This is a genomic window from Paractinoplanes rhizophilus, from assembly GCF_042664765.1.
Lineage (GTDB): Bacteria > Actinomycetota > Actinomycetes > Mycobacteriales > Micromonosporaceae > Actinoplanes > Actinoplanes rhizophilus.
On record NZ_JBHTBJ010000001.1, the window covers coordinates 107750 to 128262 of the forward strand.

Genomic DNA, 20513 nt, shown 5'->3' on the forward strand with positions numbered 1-20513 from the left:
GGACGCCGAGGTCAGACGGCGCGGAGCGCAGGCCGAAGCGAGCGTTGATACAGGCGACTCGCGGACGCCGCGGTCGCCTCGTCGGCGGGCAGGAGAACGATCAACTGCTGGGCGTCCACGGCCGGAAGTTCCAGGACTTCCCGGTTCCACCGCAGCTGATCGCCTTGCGGGTGGGCCATCGTCAGCGGCGCCCGGGCCGGCGGGATGTGGCGGTGCAGCCGCCGGGTGAACTCGGCGCCGGCCACGGCCACGAAGTCCGCCGTGAACCACTCGAAGGTTTCGGTCGAGGGCCCCAGCCACACGTTGAAGACCTGCTCGTCGGCGATCTGGTCCCAGTCGACCAGGGTGGTCCTCGCCCGCGGGTGGGTGAACACATATCGGGTGAGGTTGGGCTCGTCGGCGTCCAGCAGGCCGGTGTCGCGCATGACCGCGGCGAACCCGTCGGTGTGGGCGAGGATGTCACCGATCCGGTTGGTGACGAAGGCGACGCCGGGCTCCAGGAGGCCGAGGATCCGGACGACGGCCGGCCGCACGGTGCGCTCGGGCGGAGCCGGCCGGGCGTGCCCGGCGCAGGCGTCGCCGCTGATCTTGGCAAGATAGCCCAGATGCGTGCGTTCGGCCGCATCGAGTTGCAGCGCGCCGGCGAGGGCGTTGACGACGGAACGGGACGGGTTGTGGTCGCGGCCCTGCTCGATCCTGGTGAGGTATTCGACGCTGATCCCGGCCCGCGTGGCCAGCTCCGAGCGTCGTAGCCCCGGAGCGCGCCGTCGCTGGTGTGCCGCCAGCCCCAGATCCTCCGGCCGGAGGATGTCGCGCTTGGCCCGGACGAAGTCACCCAGCGGCGTACCCATGATGCCAGCCTACGACCCGGAACGCGCTGCCGAGAGGGCACAGGGTGGCCCTGCGGGGGCCAGCCTCGGCCCGGTCTGGCTGCCGGACCGGGAACGGCAGATCGTGGACGGCATGAGCGACAAGAGCAAACTCGTGATCATCATCGGTAGCGTCCGGGAGGGCCGGTTCGGACCGGTCGCCGCCGCCTGGACGGCGGACCAGGCCCGGGCGCACGGCGGCTTCGACGTCGAGGTCGTGGACCTGGCCGGCGTTGACATCCCGCTGGCCCTGCCCGCCACGCCCCCGAAGTTCGCCGGCGCCGGCTACCCCCGTCCGGAAAGCATGACGGAGCTCACCGGAAAGTTGACGGAGGCCGACGCGTTCGTCATCGTCACGCCCGAGTACAACCACAGCTATCCCGCGTCGCTGAAGGCGCTCATCGACTGGCACTTCACCCAGTGGAACGCCAAACCGGTGGCGTTCGTCAGCTATGGCGGCGCGGCCGGCGGGCGGCACGCGGTGCTGCACCTGGAGAACGTGCTCACCGAGCTGCACGCGGTGACCATCCGCGACGGGCTGGCTTTCGCCAACTACTTCACCGGCTGGCAGGACGGCACACCGGTCGATGCCGCCGCGGCCGGCCACGCCAAGACGCTTCTGGTGCAGCTCGCCTGGTGGGCAGAGGCTTTGCGGGCCGCTCGCGCCGCCGAACCGTACCCGGGTGGGGCGTGACGATCGGCGGACCGCTCCGTCCGGTTCTGCCGGTTCGGACGACGATCGGCGGACCGCTCCGCCGGCCGCCGGCTATACCCGGAACTGCGACGCCAGCTGCTGCAATTCGGTCGACATGCGGGCCACGTCCGCGGTGGCGATCTGCGACTGGGTGACCCCCTCGGTCGTGGTCTGCGCCGCGGTCGCGACGCCCTGCACGCTGCGTGCGATCTCGGTGGCCCCGGTGGCCGCCTCGGAAATGTTTCGCCCGATCTCCTGCGTGGTTGCGGTCTGCTCCTCGACCGCGGCCGCGATCGTCGTCTGGAACTGGTCGATCCGGGCGATGACCTCGGAGATCGCGGCGATGGCGGCGACCGCGTTCGAGATGTCGCTCTGGATGGAGCTGATCCGCTGGCCGATGTCGTCGGTGGCCTTCGCGGTCTCCTGCGCCAGGTCCTTGACCTCGGACGCCACCACCGCGAAACCTTTCCCGGCCTCGCCGGCCCGGGCCGCCTCGATCGTCGCGTTCAGCGCCAGCAGGTTCGTCTGCTCGGCGATCGACGTGATCACCTTGATGACGTTGCCGACCTCCTCCGACGACCGGCCCAGCTCGGTCATCGTGTTGCTCGCCGTCTGGGCGGACTCCACCGCCTGCGCCGCGACCTGGGCGGCGTCGGTGGCGTTGCGGGCGATCTCGCTGATCGACGCGGTCATCTCCTCGGAGCTCGCGGCGACCGTCTGCACGCTGGTGGAGACCTCCTCGGCCGAGCTGGAGACCATCTGCGCCTCGGCGGAGGCCTGGTCGGCGGCGCTGCTGATCTCGCGGCTGGTGGCGGACAACTCCTCCGCGCTGGACGCCAGTGTGACCGCGGTCGCGGTGAAGGCCTGCACCACCTCACGCGTACGGGCGTTGGCCCGGTCCAGCGCCTGGGCCATCCGGCCCAGCTCGTCGCGCGAGGGCACGCCCGCCACGCGGGTCAGGTCACCCTCCGCGACATGATCAAGAACATCCGACACCGTACGCAGCGGGCGCAGCACCATCTGGGTCACGCTCCACGCCAGGGCCAGCCCGATCAGCAACCCGGCCACCAGGATCACGATGACTGTGGTGCGTGCGCCGGTGTAGCTGGACTTCGCGTCGGCTAGCACCGACGCGGCGTCGTCCTGCTCGGCCTGGCTCGCCTCGTCCAGCGCGCTCATCGCTTGATCGGTCAGCGGGGCGGTCTGCCCGGCGAGGACCGCGACCGCCGCGGCGTTGTCGTTGGCCTCGGCCGCCGGCATCAGCTTGGTGTCGCGGGCGTCGCGAAACTGGGCCAGGATCGAGGTGAACTGTTCCATGGCCGCCCGGTCGGCCGCTTCGGCGCTGTAGAGCTTGGCGGCCGCGTCGATCTCCGCGTCGGTGGCCCGCATCTTCTCCTGGACCTGCTTGGTCGCGGCGTCGTCGGCGGCCAGCACCGCGTCACGCATCTGGATCCGCGACTCTTGCATGAGGAACCGCACCTTGGCGAGGTCGATCGAGGGCAGCATGCTGCCGGACGCGATCGCCTGACCTTTGCCGTAGACGCCGGCCAGGCTGACGATGGAGACCACGCCGACCACGGTGGCGGCGGCCGCCAGCACCAGGACGATCGACGCGATCTTCACTCCCGTGCGGGCGTCAGCCACGAACGACAGCCCGCCCCGGTCACTTTGCGTCATGCGCACCTCGAAACCTCGCGTGGAGAACGACTCGATCATCAGAAGCGCATAGTCGGCGAAACGGGAAGACCGATTTTCTGCACCCGAAAAACAACCGGGATACGCTGCGACCGTGGCGGAGATGCGGCGGTGCCCGCGCTGCGGGCACCCGACCCGGGCCGACCGGATGGTCAAGGGGTTCGGCCGGGAGTGCGCCGTGCAGCTGGGCCTGGTCGGCCGGTCGGTCGACGTCGGGCACGAGGGCCCCGACCTGCTCGACGTCCTGCGTGACCAGACCGACGACGCCTGCGACGGCGCCGACCGGCCGGCCGACCGCTGATCCCCGCACGGTTTCGCGGCCGCCCGCCCCCGTTTTCGCGGCCCGTCCGCCACCGTTTCGCGAGCCGCCCACCTTTCGCGAGTCGTTTCCCGACCCGGCCAGGGCGACGGTGCGCCGCGAACGCTCGGGCCGCGCCACGAGCACTCGGCCGCGGGCACTTGGCCGGGATCACGGCACCGGGGGCTACGGCTCCAGGTCGAGCGCAGCCTGGAACGAGCCGTCCATGAGGAACGGCACCGACTGGTGCTCGTGGACGACCAACCAGCGCCCGTCGATCCGGCGCAGGCCGCGGGTCACCCGGTACCACAGCGTGAACGACTCGTCCGACCCCTTCGGCGTCGCCGACATCGAGTCGATGCTGGTTGCGAACGCCACGTCGCCGTCCGCCGTGATCTCCAGGCGGGTCACCTCGTACCGCGGCGGCGCCTCGAAGCCGGTCAGCCACTCCTCGGTCGGCTTCGGGTCGTGACCGTCGGCCGGCCCGCCCAGCTGCGGCGCCAGGGTGTACTCCACCACCTCGGGGGCGTTGTGCCGCTGGAATCCGGCCACGTCGCCGGCCTGCAACCGCTCGGCCCGGGCCAGAATGACGTCCCTGATCTCGTGCATGTCGTCCTCCTCGTCAGAAACTTTCCGCGGGGACGTCGAAACTGTGCCGCCGGTTTCGACATCCTGGTGAACTTCGGCATCCGGCGAGCTTCGGCAACCGGCCGAGCCGGGACCGCCGGGCGGGCCTGGACAATCGCGAACGAGGGAGAAACATGAAGTACCTGATTCTCATCCAGTCGAATCCGCGCAGCCTCGCCGCCTGGGAGAGCATGTCCGACGACGAGCGGATGGCGTTCGGCCGCGACCACCTGCGGCTCTCCGACGAGATGGCGGACGCCGGCGTGCTGGTCGCCTCCGAGGGCCTGGCCGACCCGTCGCTCGCCAAGTGGGTCTCGGTCCGCGACGGCCGCACGATCCCGTCGGACGGGCCGTTCGCCGAGGTCAAGGAGCATCTGGCCGGCTTCTACCTGATCGACTGCGGGTCGATGGACGACGCCGTCGCGTGGGCCGCCAAGGTTCCCGACGCGAAATACACCGAGGTGGAGGTGCGCCCGGTGCTCGACATGAGCGGATGGGAGTTCTGATCGGCGTGGAGGACCTGCTGCGTACCGCCGCGCCGCAGGTCCTGGCGGCGGTGGCCCGGCGCTACGGCGACTTCGACGCCGCCGAGGACGCCGTGCAGGAGGCGCTGCTCGCGGCCGCCCGCCAGTGGCCCGCCGAGGGCGTTCCGGACGACCCGCGGGCCTGGCTGATCAGGGTGGCGTCCCGGCGGCACATCGAGGCGGTGCGCAACGAGCAGGCGCGCCGGCGCCGGGAGGCGATTCCCCCGGATCCACCCCCATGCGTACGGGGTGACGACGAGCTCACCCTGCTCCTGCTGTGCTGCCATCCCGCGCTGACCCCGCCGGCCCAGGTCGCGCTGACCCTGCGGGCGGTCGGCGGCCTGACCACGGCCGAGATCGCGCGGGCGCTGCTCGTCCCGGAGCCGACCGTCGGACAGCGGATCAGCCGGGCCAAGCAGCGGATCCGCGCCGCCGGCGGCCGGTTCGTGCTGCCGTCCACCGGCGAGATCGGGGAGCGGCTGCCCGGCGTACGCAATGTCCTGTATTTGATCTTCAACGAGGGGTCGACCGCGAGCTCGGGCCGGTCGCTGCATCGGGTGGAGCTGTCCACCGAGGCGATCCGCCTGACCCGGCAGCTGCGCGACCGGCTGCCGGACGACGGCGAGGTGGCCGGCCTGCTCGCGTTGATGCTGCTCACCGACGCGCGGCGGCCGGCCCGCACGCGCGCGGACGGGATGCTGGTCCCGCTGGCCGAGCAGGACCGCTCGCGATGGGACGCCGCGAAAATTTCCGAGGGCGTCGCGCTCATCACCGACGCGCTGGCCCGCTACCCGGTCGGGCCGTTCCAGGTGCAGGCCGCGATCGCCGCCGTCCACGACGAGGCGCCGTCCGCCGCCGCGACCGACTGGCCGCAGATCCTGCAGCTGTACCGCCTGCTGGAGGCGCTGGCGCCCGGCCCGATGGTGACCCTCAACCGCATCGTGGCGCTGGCCGAGGTGGACGGGCCGCTCGTGGGCCTGCGGGCGCTGCGGGCCGCGGGGCCGCCGGGACACCACCGGGTCGCGGCCGTGCGCGCTCATCTGCTGGAACGAGCGGGGTCGCTCGAGGCCGCGCGCGAGGAATACCGGACGGCCGCGAAACTGACGCTGAGCCTGCCCGAGCGGCGATACCTGGAATCCCACGCCGCGAAACTTTCCTGACAGCTCGCCATTGTCGTCGACGGCACGCCCGCGACGGCGTACACCTGGCTTATGTCGCAATGGAAAGAAGTGCTTGACGAGGCGGCGCGGTACGCCACCGGATACCTCGACGATCTGCCCGAGCGGCGGGTGGGCAGCGGCGCGACGCTGGCCGAGCTGCGGGAAACCCTCGGCGGAAAGTTGCCGGAGCAGGGCGAGAATCCGCGGGAGGTCATCGCCGCGCTCGCCCGGCACGCCGATCCGGGCATCGTCGCGTCGTCGAGCGGGCGGTTCTTCGGCTTCGTGATCGGTGGCGCCACGCCGGCCGCCCTCGCCGCCGACTGGCTGACCTCGGCCTGGGATCAGAACGCCGGGCTCTACGTGATCGGCCCGGCGGCCAGTGTGGTCGAGGAGACCGCCGGACGATGGCTCGCCGACCTGCTCGGGCTGCCCGCGGGGGTGTCGGCCGGGTTCGTGACCGGGGCGCAGATGGCCAACTTCACGGGCCTGGCGGTCGCCCTGCACGAGGTCCTCGGCAGGGCCGGCTGGGATGTCGCCGAGCGGGGGCTGTGGGGCGCGCCGCCGGTGCGGGTGCTCGCCGGGCAGGGCCGGCACGGCACGATCGACCGGGCGCTACGCTTCCTCGGCGCGGGCACCGGCGCCATCGTCGAGATCGAGATGGACGATCAGGGGCGGATGCTGCCGTCGGCGCTGCGGGCGGCCCTCGCGGACGGCCCGGCCATCGTCTGCGCGCAACTGGGCAACGTGAACAGCGGCGCGCTCGACCCGGTCGGCGAGATCTGCGACCTCGCCCACGAGCGCGGCGCCTGGGTGCATGTCGACGGCGCGTTCGGCCTGTGGGCGGCGGCGAGCCCCCGGCTGCGCGGGCTCGTCGAGGGTGTGGCGAAGGCCGACTCGTGGGCCACCGACGCGCACAAGTGGCTCAACGTGCCCTATGACTCGGGCTTGATCTTCTGCGCGCACCCCGGCGCGCACCGGGCCACCATGGGCGCCCGGGCCGGCTATCTCGTGCACGGCGCCGACGGTGAGCGCGACGCCCTCGACTACGGGCCTGAGCACTCGCGGCGGGCGCGGGGCTTCGCCGTGTACGCGGCGTTGCGCGCCCTCGGCCGGGACGGGGTCGCCGACCTGGTCGACCGGTGCTGCGCGCTGGCAACGCGGTTCGCCGAGCGGCTCGCGGCCTCCGGCAAGGTGGAGATCCTCGGCGACGTGGTGCTCAACCAGGTGCTGGTCCGGGTGCCGGGCGAGGACGCGAGCACCCGGGAGCTGATCGACCGCGTCCAGCGCGACGGCACCTGCTGGATGAGCGGCACGACCTGGCAGGGACAGGCGGCCATGCGGATCTCGGTGTCGAACTGGTCGACGACGGAGGAGGACGTGGACCGCTCGGTCGCCGCGATCGTTTCGCTGATCCCCGGCTGAATTTCCGCGCCGGCCCTCTTCCCCACCCCCGGCCGAAACGTGGTGAGCCGCACCGGGGGAAGGCCGCGGTGCCGAATGGCTCCATTTCTCCGCCGGGCCGAAACTTACTGCGGGCCGGGACGCCTTCGCGGGCCGAGAGCTCTCCGCGGGCCGGGGCTACTCCGCGGGCCGGGGCTACTCCGCGGGCCGGGACTGCTCCGCGGGCCGGGCGGAAACGGCGACCGGCAGGATCGTGCGGCTGCGGCCCGGCCGCGGGTAGGCCTCGGCCGCCGCGGCGAGGCGCACCGCGTGGTCGCGCTGCTTCTGCCAATGCCCGTACAGCGCGCCGCGCCGCGACAGCCGATCCACCTCGCTGATCGTCTCGGGGCTTACGTCGCCGGGCGGCGCGTCCCGCCACGGCGTGCCGGGCAGCGGCATGAACGTGTGCGCGTGGATCCGCGCGCCCAGATCGGCGAGCTCCCGCGCCAGCGCGAGCGACGCGTCCACGTCGGCCCGGTCCTCCCCCGGCATACCGAAGATCATGTCCACGTTGATCTGGAAGCCTTCCTCGACGCCGAGCCGCACCGCCCGCCGTACCTCGTCCACGCCGTGGCCGCGCTTGGCCGCCTCGAGCACCAGGTCGGAGCCGGACTGCGCGCCCACGATGATGTTGGTGTTGGCGCAATATTTCCGGACCAGCCGCAGCGCTTCGCGGCTGACGTGCTCCGGCCGGATCTCGCTCGGGAACGATCCGAAGAAGACCCGCCCGTCCGGCCCGATCCCCTCCTTGCAGGTGGCCAGCAATTCCTCGACGCCGGCGAGGTCCGGCTCGTCCGTCTGGGTGCCGTAGGAAAGCGCCGTGGGCGTGATGAACCGGACGTCGCGCAAACCCCGCGCCCGCATCCGGTCGACGTGCCACCGGACATTTTCCACGCTGCGATGCCGGAACTTCGCCGAGAACATGAAGGGGGTTTGGCAAAATCTGCAGGTGTAGACGCAGCCGCGGGTGATTTCGAGGGCGTTGAACTTGTTCCACTTGAGGGCGAAGCCCGGGAAGTCGTCGAGGGGGCGTTGTTTCGCCTTGCCCGTCCGGACGACATGCCCGGATTCATCGCGATAGGCAAGCCCGACGATGCCCGCCGGATCCCCCTTGGCGTCGACCAGGCTCAGCAGCGTCGACTCGCCCTCACCGACCGCCGCCACGTCCCACCCGGCGTCCAGTGTCTGCACCGGCTCGGCGGTCGCGTGCACTCCCCCGGCGATGTGGGTGACGTTCGGCCCGTCCGCCAGCGCCCGGATCCGCCCCAGCTCCTCGGCGAGCGCCGCAGCATCCGGCGAATAGAACGACCACAACACGAGCACGCGGGTGCCGCCGGCCGCCCGGATGTGCTCAATCGTCTGCTCGACACCCGCACCGAAGCGCACCTCGTACCGGGTGTCGGTCTCGTGCTCCCCGAGCGCGCCGAGCAGCACGTGAAGGCCGTACGTGACCGCCTTGCGGTAACGCAGCACCAGGACGAGGTCGAGCCCATCAGCCATGCGGCGATTCTGCCAGCCTCAGCCAGAGCCCCTCCCCGGCCGCCCGCTCGCCACGATTCCCGAACGCTGTTCACGCCAGCCGCTGTCATTGCTGATCGTCGCCGTCGACGCGCCGCCGGACACGCGGCCGACACGCTGGTCTTGAGCGTGTCCGCGGAACCGGCACCTGGGTGTGATCGTGACCAGGGCGGATTCTGACGTTTGCACGCCGGCACTGGTTGCTGTGACAGTGACCCGTACGTGCCCGGTCCTGGCCGCGGTCAGGACTCCCGACGGGGTGACGCTCGCTCCGGCGGTGTTGGTGTCCATCGGGGCGATCTGGTAGCTGTACGTCGTTGCCGGGTCGGCCGGGACCACGCTCGCGGACAGCTTCGTCCCCGAGGATGCCTGGTCGAGCGTCATTTTCCGGTCACCGAAGTCGACCCGCGACGTGTACGCGTTCGGGAACGCCGAGCCGGTGGCGTCCGGTGCGCCGGAGGTCACCACGACCGGGAACGTGGCCGACTTGCTCTCCCGGTTGGCGGTGGCCTTGGCCGTGATCAGGACGGCGCCCTCGGTCACGGGCTTGACGGAGCCGCTGGCGTCGACCGTCGCGACCGCCGGGTTGGAGGAGGTGTACTTCACCTTGAGGGCCCGATCGGAAAGATCCCAGAACGTCATGTCGTGCCTGGTGACCGACAGTTGGGCGTTGATCCGGTTGTCGGGGGTGTCCAGGCTCAACTCGGTGCCGTCCGGCTGGGCCGAGACCACCTCGACGCCGGCCGTGCGGTGCCCGGTCACCCGCAGGCTCACCGACTTCAGATCCGCGTCGGCCGAGCTCGGACCGGCCAGGATGGTCCACTCGCCCGTGGGGAACACCTTTCTGTGCTTCACGTCGTCCCAGAACCACAGGTCACCGGCGCCGATGGTGACCTTCACCCGCTGGGAAGTCCCGGCGATCAGGCCGCTCTTGACGAAACCCTTCAACTGCTTGAGCGGGCGCTGGTTCCCATCGGCCCCCTTCGGAGCTCTCGCGTAGACCTCCACGACAGCCTTGCCCGGGCGGTTGGCGAACCGGTTCGACACCGGCACCGAGACCGTCACCGCATCGTCGGGAGTGATCTTCGAAGAGGACAGCCTCGGGGCGCCGTAGACGAACGGCGAGTACGACAGACCTTGACCGAACACATAGTGGGGAGCCGCGCAACCGGGACCGACCTGGTAGTAGAGGTACGTCCGGCCGCACTTGGCGCCTTCCGCCTTGGTCATCCGGTAGTCCTCGATCGCGCGGTCCGGAGCGGCCGCCGGCCCGAGTTGTGCGTCGACATCGGAGTACCAGGTCAGCGGCAGCTTGCCCGAGAAGTTGGCCACGGCGGCACGCCCGTCCTCGAGCGTCACCGCGTCGTTGAACAGCAGCTCGGCCATCGCCTTGCCCTGGTACATGCCGTTGAAGGACGACCAGACGATCGCCCCCACGCTCGGCAGATCCTTGAACGCGCTGACGTCGACCATGGTCTTGGCCTGGATCCACACCACGATCTTCTTGCCGTACTTCCGGGCGAGCGGGGCGATCGAGTCCCGGATCAGCTCGGCCTGCATGCGTGGCATGACGACCGTGGCGCGGTCCGTGCCCTCGCCGCCGTCGTTGTTCCGGTGACCGACGACCACCACGACGTTGTCCGCCTGTGAGATCTGGTATTCGGCGGTCGCCGCGTCCGTTACGGGATCGCAGGGGCTGCTGGCGCACACCGAGGTGGTGATCGCGGTGCCATCGGCGTTGAGGACGTCGGGGAACGCCGCCAGATGGCTGGAGAGGAACGGCGTGGTGGAGCCCGCGGTCACGGCCGACGCGGATGACCCCGTCCGCTCGGCCAACGCCTGGGCGAAGGTGGTGTTGACCGCCGTGGGCCCGGAGTAGGAGCCGGACTGGAACGCGTTGAGGGAGTCCACGTGCCCCAGCGCGACCGTCTTGCCGGTCGCCGCGCCCGCGAACGGGAGCGTTCGGCCGGCGTTCTTCAGCAGCACCGGCGCCTCGAGGGCAGATTCGTGCGCGACCGCGCGGTGCGCCGGCGAAGCCAGCTTGACATCAGGATCGCCGGCCGCCGACAGCGAGTAGGACTCACTGTTCCACGGGACCGAGGCGACGGGATCGAACTCGCCCAGCTGGAACCGCGCGGTGAAGGCGCGGACGAGCGCGATGTCGACGTCGGCCTCGCTGATGAAGCCTTGGCTCTGCGCCGCCGGGAGTCCGGTCGCCGTGGGGTAGTCACCACCCGAGCAGTCGAGATCGGTGCCGGCCTTGAGCGCCCAGGCGTTGCCGAGGGTCTTGCTGATCTGCATCTGACCGCCCAGTTGGACGGGCTGCCAGGAGTGTCCTTGCGTCCCGGTTCCGTACACGCGGGTGATCGCATCGCAGTCGGAGACGACGTAACCGTCGAAGCCGTACGACCGGCGCAGCATGGTCTCGAGGGAGTACCGGCTCGCGGCGGCCGGCGTCCCGGGAGTACCGCCGGGGGTGGCATTGTCGCGCGGGCTCCACCGGGTCGGGTAGCTCGCGGCGGACGGGTAGTCCCTCGTGTAGTCCTCCACCACGGAGAGGGCGTTGTAGGCGGCCATCAGCGACCGCGCGCCCGCCTTGCCGGCCGAGGCTCCGAAGGGCGGCAGGAAGTACTCGTGCATCGAACGCTCGGTGAAGTTCGACGTGCCGAAGTTGCGGTTCGCCTCGGAGTTGTTGGCCAGGTAGTGCTTCGGCGTGGCGACCGCCTGAACGTAGTCGTGCGCCCGGGTGGGAATCGTGTCGGGACGCGACACGGTGTCGCCCTGCAAACCTGTCACGAAGGCGCCGGCCACCTGGCCGGCCAGGTAGGGATCCTCGGTGTACGACTCGTCCGCCCGCCCCCACCGGGGATCGCGGTTGAGGTTCTGGTTCGGCGACCAATAGGTCAAGCCGTGACAGGCGCCACCGACGGGGCCGGGATTCGCCACCCCCGGCGGGCAGGACGTGTTGTAGGTGACGCGGGCTTCGTCAGCGATACCGCCGGCGATCTCCCGGGTGATGGCCGGGTTCCACGTCGATGCGATCGAGGTGCTCTGCGGATACTGCGTGTAGTTGTTGTTGCCGGGGACGGTCGGGAAGTAGATCCCGTGATTCGCCTCTGCCCAGTAGCCGTACGACTTTACGCCGAGGCGCTCGATCGCCGTCGGCTTCGGGCGCCAGGTCGCATGCGGCTGCATCGCTATGAGCTGGTCGTACTTCTCCTCCAGCGTCATTCGCGAGACCAGGTCGGCCGCACGGACACTGAATGGCAGCGAGGTGTTCCTGTACGCCGGCGTGCCGCCGGCGGACGCCGGAGCCGGCCGCACGAACCCGCCGAGCGAGCCCACGGCCACCGCCCACGCCAGCCCGAACGCCAAGAACCCGCGCCCTGGACTCCTGGAGCCTCTACCGTGCCCCTTCCGTCGCGGGGGCACAGAACCGGTCTTCACCATGTGAAGGTCTCCCCTGTCCAAGGTGGCTGAGCCGGCCAGCTCAAGATAGATCGGCGTCGATCGGCCAGCAAAACTATAACGGTTGCGCAAAGGGTTTGGCAGGAGGAAGGTACGGCCTCGGCGGGAGTGCGGGACAGCTTTCGATTCACATGGTGCCGAAGCCGAGGCGGGAGCCGTACACCTGGCTGTCGTCGAAGCTGTACTCGAGCGTGGAGTTCACGTCGACAACGCCGGCGACCTCGCGGCACAGGCGGGCGGCGAGATCGGCGGACGACCAGCGGTCGACCTTGCCGGTGAGCGTGACGACGCCGTCGACGACGGCCACCACGACGGTCTCGGCCTCCTCGGACAGGAACCGGTCCAGGACTCCGGTGCGGATGTCGGCGAGGATCTCGTCGTCCGGGCGCAGGTGCACCTTGAGCAGGTCGCCACGGGTCACGATGCCGATCAGCCGGCCGCGCTCGTCGACCACCGGGAGGCGCTTGACGCCCTCGCGGTCCATCGTCCGGGCCGCCGCTGTGATGGACGTGTCGGCCGTGACGACGACGGGCGGGGCGCTCATCAGCTCGGCGGCGGCGCCGGCCCGGGAGCGGCGGCGCTCGTCGCGGCGGCGGGGGCCGTCGAAGATCCGGGGTTCCGCGTCGCCGGCGTACTCGATCTTGCGGAGCAGGTCGGCCTCGGAGACGACGCCGAGCACGTGGCCGGCCTCGTCGATCACCGGGACGGCGCTGATCCGGTGCTCGGTCAGCAGGTCCACCATGGTGCGGTAGGAGGTGGCCCGATCGACCGACACGACTCGGGGGGTCATCACGTCACGTACGGTCCAGGTCTGCATTTTTGCGGTCGCCTCCTTCGGCGGTTGCTGAGTCGACGGTAGGACTGCGCCGGATGGCGCCGGCAGGGTCCGGGGACCCTGCCGGGAGGGACGTTCAGCGGGACAGCACGACCTTGAGCGCGCCGGTCCGGGCGGGGTCGGCGAAGACGTCGTACGCCTGCATGAAATCGCCGATGCCGAAGCGGTGCGTGACCATGTGGCCGAGGTCGAGTTGCCCGGCGACCAGCATGTCGAGCAGCTTGGGCGTGGAGTACGTGTCGACCAGCCCGGTCGTGATCGTGACGTTGCGGATCCACAGGTCTTCCAGGTGCAGCGTGACCGGCTTGCCGTGCACGCCGACGTTGGCGAGATGGCCGCCCGCCCGGACGAGCGTGGCGCACAGCTCGAACGTCTGCGGGGTGCCGACCGCTTCGATCACCACGTCCGCGCCCAGGCCGCCGGTCACGGACCGGACCGCCGCCAGTGGGTCCTCCGTGCCGGCCAGGACGGTGATGTCCGCGCCGAACAGCTTCGCGGCCTGCAGGCGGCTCTCCGCCTTGTCGATCACGATGACGTGCGCGGGCGAGTACAGCCGCGCGGTGAGCACGGCGGCGAGCCCGATCGGGCCGGCGCCGACGATCGCCACCGTGTCGCCGGGCCGCACGCCGCCGTTGAGCACGCCGACCTCGTACGATGTGGGCAGGATGTCGGCGAGCAGCACGGCCGCCTCGTCGCTCACCTGGTCCGGCAGCTTGTACGTGGACAGGTCGGCGAACGGGATCCGGGCCAGCTCGGCCTGGACGCCGTCGACGCGGTGGCCGAGGATCCAGCCGCCACCGCCGAGGCACTGGCCATAGGCGCCGTCCCGGCAGTAACGGCAGATGCCGCACGCCGAGATGCAGGACGCGAGCACCCGGTCGCCGGGCGCCAGGCCCGCGACGCCGCTGCCGACCTCGACGACCGTGCCCACGGCCTCGTGACCGAGGACCCGGCCGGGCTCGACGGCGGGCACGTCGCCGCCGAGAATGTGCAGGTCGGTGCCGCAGATGGTGACAGCGTCGACCCGGATGACGGCGTCCCGCGGGTCGCGGATGACCGGGTCGGGGATCTCGGTCCAGGACCTGCTGCCCGGACCGCCGTAGACAAGTGCCTTCATGGTGGCCTCACTTCCGATCGGTTGCCTTTCCCTGCCACGCTGGCCCGGCCGATCCGGCGCCGGTAGGGACCTGCGCCCCGGTCGGCGGGGCCGGTGGGCCCAGGCCGCGGGGCCGGCCGGGCAGGACGCCGATGCGCCCCGCCCGCCCGGGACGTACGGCCCTACTGAGCGACCGGGCGCGGGGTTAGCAACGAAGCATGGGCAAATACGTTTATGACTTCATCGAAGGCAACAAGGACCTCAAGGACCTGCTCGGCGGCAAGGGCGCGAACCTCGCCGAGATGACCCGGATGGGGCTGCCGGTCCCGCCGGGATTCACGATCACGACCGAGGCGTGCCAGGAGTACCTGCACACCCGCAGCATGCCCGCCGGGCTGCTCGCCGAGGTCGAACACCACCTGCGGCAGATGCAGACCCGGATCGGGCGGACCTTCGGCGACCCGAAGGATCCGCTGCTGCTCTCGGTGCGCTCGGGCGCGAAGTTCTCCATGCCGGGCATGATGGAGACGATCCTCGACATCGGGCTCAACGACGCCGGCGTGGCCGGGCTCGCCGCGCGGAGCGGCGGCGACGAGCGGTTCGCGTGGGACTCCTACCGGCGGCTGATCCAGATGTTCGGCCGGACCGTCTTCGACGTGCCGGGCGAGGACTTCGACGCCGCCCTCGCGCACGCCGGCCCCGACCCGGGCGCCGAGCAGCTGCGCGAGCTCGTCGACGCGTACAAGAAAGTTTTCCACACCCACACCGGCCGGGAATTCCCGCAAGCCGTGCACGAGCAGCTGTTCCTCGCGATCGGCGCGGTCTTCCGCTCGTGGAACTCCGAGCGGGCCGTGCTGTACCGCCGGCAGGAGCGCATCCCGCCGGATCTGGGCACCGCGGTCAACGTGATGGCGATGGTGTTCGGCAACCGCGGCGACGACTCCGGCACCGGCGTGGCGTTCACCCGCGACCCGGCGACCGGGCGGCGCGGCGCCTACGGCGACTACCTGCGCAACGCGCAGGGCGAGGACGTGGTCGCCGGCGTCCGCAACACCGTCGGCCTGGACGCCATCGAGCCGGCGCTGCGCGGCGAGCTGCTGTCCATCATGGAGCGTCTCGAACAACGCTACCGCGACCTGTGCGACATCGAGTTCACCATCGAGAACGGCAAGCTGTGGATGCTGCAGACCCGGGTCGGCAAGCGCACCCCGGCCGCCGCTTTCGTGATCGCCGCGCAACTTGTCGACGAGGGCACCATCACCCTCGACGAGGCGCTGCGACGGGTCACCGGCGAGCAACTCGCCCAGCTCATGTTTCCGAGTTTCGACGAAAGCACCGCTCCCCCGCCGCTGACCACCGGCGTGCCCGCCTCCCCGGGCGCCGCGGCCGGCGCGATCGTCTTCGACTCGGCCGCCGCGGCCGCCGCCAAGGGCCCGGTCATCCTGGTGCGCCGGGAGACCAACCCGGACGACCTGCCCGGCATGATCGCCGCCCAGGGGATCCTCACCTCCCGCGGCGGCAAGACCTCGCACGCCGCCGTCGTCGCCCGCGGCATGGGCAAGACCTGCGTCTGCGGCGCCGAGGAGCTGCGGATCGAGAGCGACAAGCTCACCGTCGGCGGCCGCACCCTGCGCGCCGGCGACATCATCTCGATCGACGGCACCACCGGCCGGGTCTACGCCGGGACGGTCCCGGTCCGCCCGTCGCGGGTGGTCCGCTACTTCGAGGGCGAGCTGACCGCGCACGGCGACCCGCTGCTCTCCGCGATCGAGCGCCTGATGATCCACGCGGACCACCGGGCCCGGCTCGGCGTGCACGCGAACGCCGACACCGCCGGCGACGCCGCCCGCGCCCGCCGGTTCGGCGCCACCGGCGTGGGGCTGTGCCGCACCGAGCACATGTTCCTCGGCGACCGCAGAGTGCTGATCGAACGCCTCATCCTGGGTGACGACGACGCGCTCGCGACGCTGCTGCCCTTGCAACGCACCGATTTCGAGAAACTTTTCGCGGCCATGGACGGCCTGCCGGTCACCGTGCGCCTGATCGATCCGCCGCTGCACGAGTTCCTGCCGCCGCTGGAGGAGCTGACCGCCCGGGTGGCCCGCGCCACCGCGCTCGGCGAGGATCCCGGCCGCGACGGGGTGCTGCTCGCGGCCGTGCGCCGCATCCACGAGCAGAACCCGATGCTGGGCCTGCGCGGCGTACGCCTCGGGCTGGTCGTCCCCGGCCTGTTCGCGATGCAGGTGCGCGCCATCGCGGAGGCCGCGGCGGCGCGGGTCGCCGCCGGCGGCGACCCCCGGCCGGAGATCATGGTTCCGCTGGTCGGCGCCGTTCAGGAGCTGGAGATCGTACGGGCCGAAGCCGAGTCGATCCTGGCATCGGTGCCCAGCGCGCCCCCGATCCGGATCGGCACGATGATCGAGGTGCCCCGGGCGGCGCTCACCGCCGCTCAGATCGCCGGCGCCGCCGAGTTCTTCTCGTTCGGCACCAACGACCTGACCCAGATGACGTGGGGCTTCTCCCGCGACGACGTCGAGGGCGCCTTCTTCGGCCGCTACCTCGGGCTCGGCATCTTCGCCGTCTCCCCGTTCGAGACCCTCGACGCCGACGGGGTCGGCGAGCTCGTCCGCATCGCCGTCGAGCGCGGCCGCGCCACCCGGCCCGAGCTGACCATCGGCGTCTGCGGCGAGCACGGCGGCGACCCCGCCTCGGTCCGGTTCTTCCACGACGCCGGCCTGGACTACGTGTCCTGCTCGCCGTTCCGGGTGCCGATCGCCCGCCTCGAGGCCGGCCGCGCGGCGGTGACCGGCACGGGCGGATCGGACAGCCGATGAGCCGGACACCAACCGGCGGACCGGCCGCGGCCACCCGGCCCGGCCGGTCCCGCGCGTGAAGGACCTTCGGCCCTGATCATGCGGCCCGGATCGGACCAGGCTGGGAGGGGAAGACGAAGGAGAGAACATGGACGCCTGGCGCGGATTTCACGGCGACGGCTGGCGCGACACCATCGATGTCGCCCGTTTCATCCACGACAACCTCGAGCCGTACGGCGGCGGACCGGAATTTCTCGCCGGTCCCACCGACCGCACCGGGCGGATCTGGCGGCAGCTGCAACGGATGTTCGCCGAGGAACGACGCCGCGGCATCTACGACGTCGACGCGCACACGCCCTCGACGATCACCTCGCACGCGCCCGGCTACATCGACCGCGACCACGAGCTGATCGTCGGGCTGCAGACCAGCGCGCCGCTGCGCCGGGCGATCATGCCGAGCGGCGGCCTGCGGATGGTGCAGAACGGCCTCGCCGCGTACGGGTACAGCCTCGACTCCACCGTGCGGACGATCTTCAGCCAGTACCGCAAGACGCACAACGACGGCGTCTTCGACGCGTACCCGGCGGACGTGAAGGCGGCCCGGCGCGCGCACCTCATCACCGGACTGCCCGACGCGTACGGCCGCGGCCGGATCATCGGCGACTACCGCCGCGTCGCCCTCTACGGGGTGGATCGGCTCATCGCCGAGCGGCAAGCGGTCAAGGCGGCGCTGGACGACCGGCTCTCGGCCGAGGACGTCGTCCGGGACCGGGAGGAGCTGGCCGAGCAGATCCGGGCCCTGGAAGACCTGCGGTACATGGCCGACCGGTACGGCTACGACATCTCGGGCCCGGCCACGACCGGCCGCGAGGCGATCCAGTGGCTGTACTTCGCGTACCTCGCGGCGGCCAAGGAGCAGAACGGCGCCGCCATGTCGCTGGGCCGCACCGCCTCCTTCGTCGACGTCTTCCTGCAGCGCGACATCGCCGAGGGCACGCTCACCGAGGAACGGGCGCAGGAGCTCGTCGACGACTTCGTCATCAAGCTGCGGATCGTCCGGTTCCTGCGGACGCCGGAGTACGACCAGCTGTTCTCCGGCGACCCGACGTGGGTGACCGAGGCGCTGGGCGGCATCGGCTGCGACGGGCGGCCGCTGGTCACCCGCACCAGCTTCCGGTACCTGCAGACGCTGTACAACCTGGGCCCGGCCCCGGAGCCCAACCTCACCGTGCTCTGGTCGCCGGCACTGCCCGACGGGTTCAAGCGGTTCTGCGCCCAGGTGTCGATGGACACCAGCGCCATCCAGTACGAGAACGACGAGCTGATCCGGCCGGCGTACAGCGACGACACCGCGATCGCCTGCTGCGTCTCGGCGATGCGGGTGGGCAAGGACATGCAGTTCTTCGGCGCCCGCGCCAACCTGGCCAAGGCCCTGCTGTACGCGATCAACGGCGGCCGCGACGAAGTCACCGGCGAGCAGGTCGCTCCGGCCACGGCGCCGGTCGCCGAGGACGTGCTCGATTACGAGACCGTGTTCGCCGCGTACGACCGCATGCTCGACTGGCTCGCCGAGACCTATGTGGACGCGCTCAACGTCATTCACTACATGCATGACAAGTACGCCTACGAGCGGCTCGAGATGGCCCTGCACGACTACCCCGTGCACCGGTTCCTGGCGACCGGGATCGCCGGCCTGTCGGTCGCGGTGGACAGCCTCAGCGCCATCAAGCACGCGCAGGTCAAGGCGCTGCGCGACGAGACCGGCCTGGTCGTCGACTACGCCGTCGACGGCGCCTTCCCGGCGTTCGGCAACAACGACGACCGCGCCGACGCCATCGCCGTCGACCTGGTCGAGCGGTTCATGGCGAAGATCCGGCGGCAGCCGGCGTACCGCGGCGCCGAGCCCAGCCTGTCGGTGCTGACCATCACGTCGAACGTCGTGTACGGCAAGCACACCGGTAACACCCCCGACGGCCGGCGCGCCGGCGAGCCGTTCGCGCCCGGCGCGAACCCGATGAACGGCCGCGACCGGCACGGCATGGTCGCCGCGGCGCTGTCGGTCGCCAAGCTGCCGTACCGGGCGGCCCGCGACGGCATCTCGCTGACCATCACCGTCACCCCGGACGGCCTCGGCCACTCCCGCGACGAGCGGATCGCCAACCTGACCGGCGTGCTGGACGGGTACACCGACGCCGGCGGCTTCCACCTGAACGTCAATGTGCTCGACCGGGCGACCCTCGAGGACGCGATGGCGCACCCCGACAAGTACCCGCAGCTGACCATCCGGGTGTCCGGCTACGCGGTGAACTTCGTCCGGCTCACCACCGAGCAGCAGCGTGACGTCATCTCCCGCACCTTCCACGGGTCGCTCTGATGACCATCGGCAGCCTGCACTCGTGGGACGTCTCGACCGGCGTCGACGGGCCGGGGACGCGCTTCGTCGCGTTCCTGGCCGGCTGCCCGCTGCGCTGCCTGTACTGCCACTCCCCGGACACCTGGTACCGGCGCAGCGGCCACCCGGTCACCGCCGGCGACCTGGTGCACGAGGTGCGCCGGTACGAGCGCTTCGTCAAGGTGGCCGGCGGCGGATTCACCATCAGCGGCGGCGAGCCGTTGCAGCAGCCCGCGTTCACCGGCGAGGTGCTACGGCGCTGCCACGACATGGGACTGCACACCGCGCTGGACACCAGCGGGTTCCTGGGCGACCGCGCCGGCGACGACCTGCTCTCCGCCGTCGACCTGGTGCTGCTCGACATCAAGTCCGGCGACCCGGCGACGTACCGGAAAGTCACCCGGACCGGACGTCTCACCCCGACCATCCGGTTCGCGCATCGGCTCGCGCAGCGAGGCGTGCCGATCTGGGTCCGCTTCGTGCTGGTGCCCGGCCTCACCGACGACCGCGCCAACGTCGACGCCGTCGCGGCGATCGCGGCCGGCGTGCCCACCGTCGAGCGCGTCGAGGTGCTGCCCTTCCACCGGCTCGGCGCCCACAAGTACGAGGCGCTGGGCCTGCCGTTCCCGCTGCCCGGCACCCCACCGCCCGGCGACGCGACCGTCGACCGGGTCCGCACCCAGTTCCGCGAGCACGGGCTGACGGTCTTCTGAGCTCGACCCGCCGCCGGTGGTCGGGACTTATGCCTTGCCGTCGGTGGGCCTTCGGCCCTGCCATCGCGGCGGCCGCGGGCCGGACGATGGTGGCGAAACCCATCGAAGGGGTGAAAGCCATGATGTCCCACGGATACGGCATGGGGATCGGCTGGTTCCTCATCATCGTCGCCTTCGCGCTGCCGGCCCTGCTGCTCGCCGCCGGGCTCCTGGTGGCCCAATTCCAGCGCGGGGCCCGAAGCGAACCCGGGGCGACCACGCCACCGGAGCGGGAGGCCGAGCGGGTGCTGGCCGAGCGGCTCGCCCGCGGGGAGATCGGCGCCGAGGAATTCGAGCAGCGTGTCCGGGCGCTGCGCGCCGCGTGGCGGTGA

16 protein-coding genes are annotated in these 20513 nt (G+C 71.2%); 9 read left to right on the top strand and 7 right to left on the bottom strand.

The annotated features are described in order from the left end of the window. Window positions 1–11: 11 nt before the first annotated feature. Window positions 12–851 carry a helix-turn-helix transcriptional regulator gene (locus ACFQS1_RS00490; protein WP_378963829.1) on the bottom strand — a complete coding sequence of 280 codons (840 nt, stop codon included), beginning with the start codon at window positions 849–851 and terminating at the stop codon, window positions 12–14. On the opposite strand from ACFQS1_RS00490, the gene ACFQS1_RS00495 reads away from it, so the two are divergent. Further along, the gene (locus ACFQS1_RS00495) at window positions 850–1563 is read left to right on the top strand and encodes an NADPH-dependent FMN reductase (protein ID WP_378963830.1); all 714 of its coding nucleotides are present in this window, start codon (window positions 850–852) and stop codon (window positions 1561–1563) included. The genes ACFQS1_RS00490 and ACFQS1_RS00495 overlap by 2 nt on opposite strands. Window positions 1564–1635: 72 nt before the next feature. Here the strand turns inward: ACFQS1_RS00495 and ACFQS1_RS00500 are convergent, their stop codons facing one another. After that, complete coding sequence (locus ACFQS1_RS00500; protein WP_378963831.1) at window positions 1636–3240, bottom strand: methyl-accepting chemotaxis protein; 1605 nt, start codon at window positions 3238–3240, stop codon at window positions 1636–1638. Between the two features lie 121 nt (window positions 3241–3361). On the opposite strand from ACFQS1_RS00500, the gene ACFQS1_RS00505 reads away from it, so the two are divergent. Then, the gene (locus ACFQS1_RS00505) at window positions 3362–3559 is read left to right on the top strand and encodes a hypothetical protein (RefSeq protein WP_378964612.1); all 198 of its coding nucleotides are present in this window, start codon (window positions 3362–3364) and stop codon (window positions 3557–3559) included. A gap of 183 nt (window positions 3560–3742) precedes the next feature. Here ACFQS1_RS00505 and ACFQS1_RS00510 read toward each other — a convergent pair whose 3' ends face one another. After that, the gene (locus ACFQS1_RS00510; RefSeq protein ID WP_378963832.1) at window positions 3743–4165 is read right to left on the bottom strand and encodes a YybH family protein; all 423 of its coding nucleotides are present in this window, start codon (window positions 4163–4165) and stop codon (window positions 3743–3745) included. Window positions 4166–4317: 152 nt separating this feature from the next. On the opposite strand from ACFQS1_RS00510, the gene ACFQS1_RS00515 reads away from it, so the two are divergent. The 3 genes from ACFQS1_RS00515 to ACFQS1_RS00525 are packed head-to-tail and all read left to right on the top strand — an operon-like array spanning window position 4318 to window position 7289. Then, on the top strand, window positions 4318–4689 hold the full coding sequence (locus ACFQS1_RS00515; protein ID WP_378963833.1) for a YciI family protein: 372 nt from the start codon (window positions 4318–4320) through the stop codon (window positions 4687–4689). Continuing rightward, complete coding sequence (locus ACFQS1_RS00520) at window positions 4677–5867, top strand: RNA polymerase sigma factor (protein WP_378963834.1); 1191 nt, start codon at window positions 4677–4679, stop codon at window positions 5865–5867. The genes ACFQS1_RS00515 and ACFQS1_RS00520 overlap by 13 nt, the downstream gene beginning before the upstream one ends. 51 nt (window positions 5868–5918) lie before the next feature. Continuing rightward, window positions 5919–7289, top strand: coding sequence for a pyridoxal phosphate-dependent decarboxylase family protein (locus tag ACFQS1_RS00525; RefSeq protein WP_378963835.1), 1371 nt, complete (start codon window positions 5919–5921; stop codon window positions 7287–7289). Window positions 7290–7463: 174 nt separating this feature from the next. Here the strand turns inward: ACFQS1_RS00525 and ACFQS1_RS00530 are convergent, their stop codons facing one another. The 4 genes from ACFQS1_RS00530 to ACFQS1_RS00545 all read right to left on the bottom strand — a co-directional run bounded on the left by ACFQS1_RS00530 (window position 7464) and on the right by ACFQS1_RS00545 (window position 14245). Beyond that, entirely contained in the window at window positions 7464–8807 is a 1344-nt protein-coding gene (locus ACFQS1_RS00530; protein ID WP_378963836.1) for a TIGR04013 family B12-binding domain/radical SAM domain-containing protein, read from the bottom strand. An 18-nt stretch (window positions 8808–8825) separates the two neighbouring features. Beyond that, a complete protein-coding gene (locus ACFQS1_RS00535) occupies window positions 8826–12275 on the bottom strand; it encodes a glycoside hydrolase family 3 C-terminal domain-containing protein (RefSeq protein WP_378963837.1) in 3450 nt (1149 codons plus the stop codon). Between the two features lie 145 nt (window positions 12276–12420). Then, complete coding sequence (locus tag ACFQS1_RS00540) at window positions 12421–13083, bottom strand: CBS domain-containing protein (protein ID WP_378964614.1); 663 nt, start codon at window positions 13081–13083, stop codon at window positions 12421–12423. 121 nt (window positions 13084–13204) lie between these two features. After that, window positions 13205–14245: a zinc-dependent alcohol dehydrogenase family protein gene (locus tag ACFQS1_RS00545; protein ID WP_378963838.1), complete on the bottom strand. Its 1041-nt coding sequence runs from the start codon at window positions 14243–14245 to the stop codon at window positions 13205–13207. 197 nt (window positions 14246–14442) lie between these two features. Between ACFQS1_RS00545 and ppdK the strand changes: the two genes are divergently transcribed. The 4 genes from ppdK to ACFQS1_RS00565 all read left to right on the top strand — a co-directional run bounded on the left by ppdK (window position 14443) and on the right by ACFQS1_RS00565 (window position 20513). Further along, window positions 14443–17058: a pyruvate, phosphate dikinase gene (gene ppdK / locus ACFQS1_RS00550; protein ID WP_378963839.1), complete on the top strand. Its 2616-nt coding sequence runs from the start codon at window positions 14443–14445 to the stop codon at window positions 17056–17058. Between the two features lie 127 nt (window positions 17059–17185). Further along, window positions 17186–19411: a formate C-acetyltransferase gene (gene pflB / locus ACFQS1_RS00555; protein ID WP_378963840.1), complete on the top strand. Its 2226-nt coding sequence runs from the start codon at window positions 17186–17188 to the stop codon at window positions 19409–19411. Beyond that, window positions 19411–20142 carry a pyruvate formate-lyase-activating protein gene (gene pflA, locus ACFQS1_RS00560; RefSeq protein ID WP_378963841.1) on the top strand — a complete coding sequence of 244 codons (732 nt, stop codon included), beginning with the start codon at window positions 19411–19413 and terminating at the stop codon, window positions 20140–20142. Before pflB ends, pflA begins: the two co-directional genes overlap by 1 nt. A 119-nt stretch (window positions 20143–20261) precedes the next feature. Next, window positions 20262–20513, top strand: a complete 252-nt coding sequence (locus ACFQS1_RS00565; protein WP_378963842.1) for an SHOCT domain-containing protein — start codon at window positions 20262–20264, stop codon at window positions 20511–20513.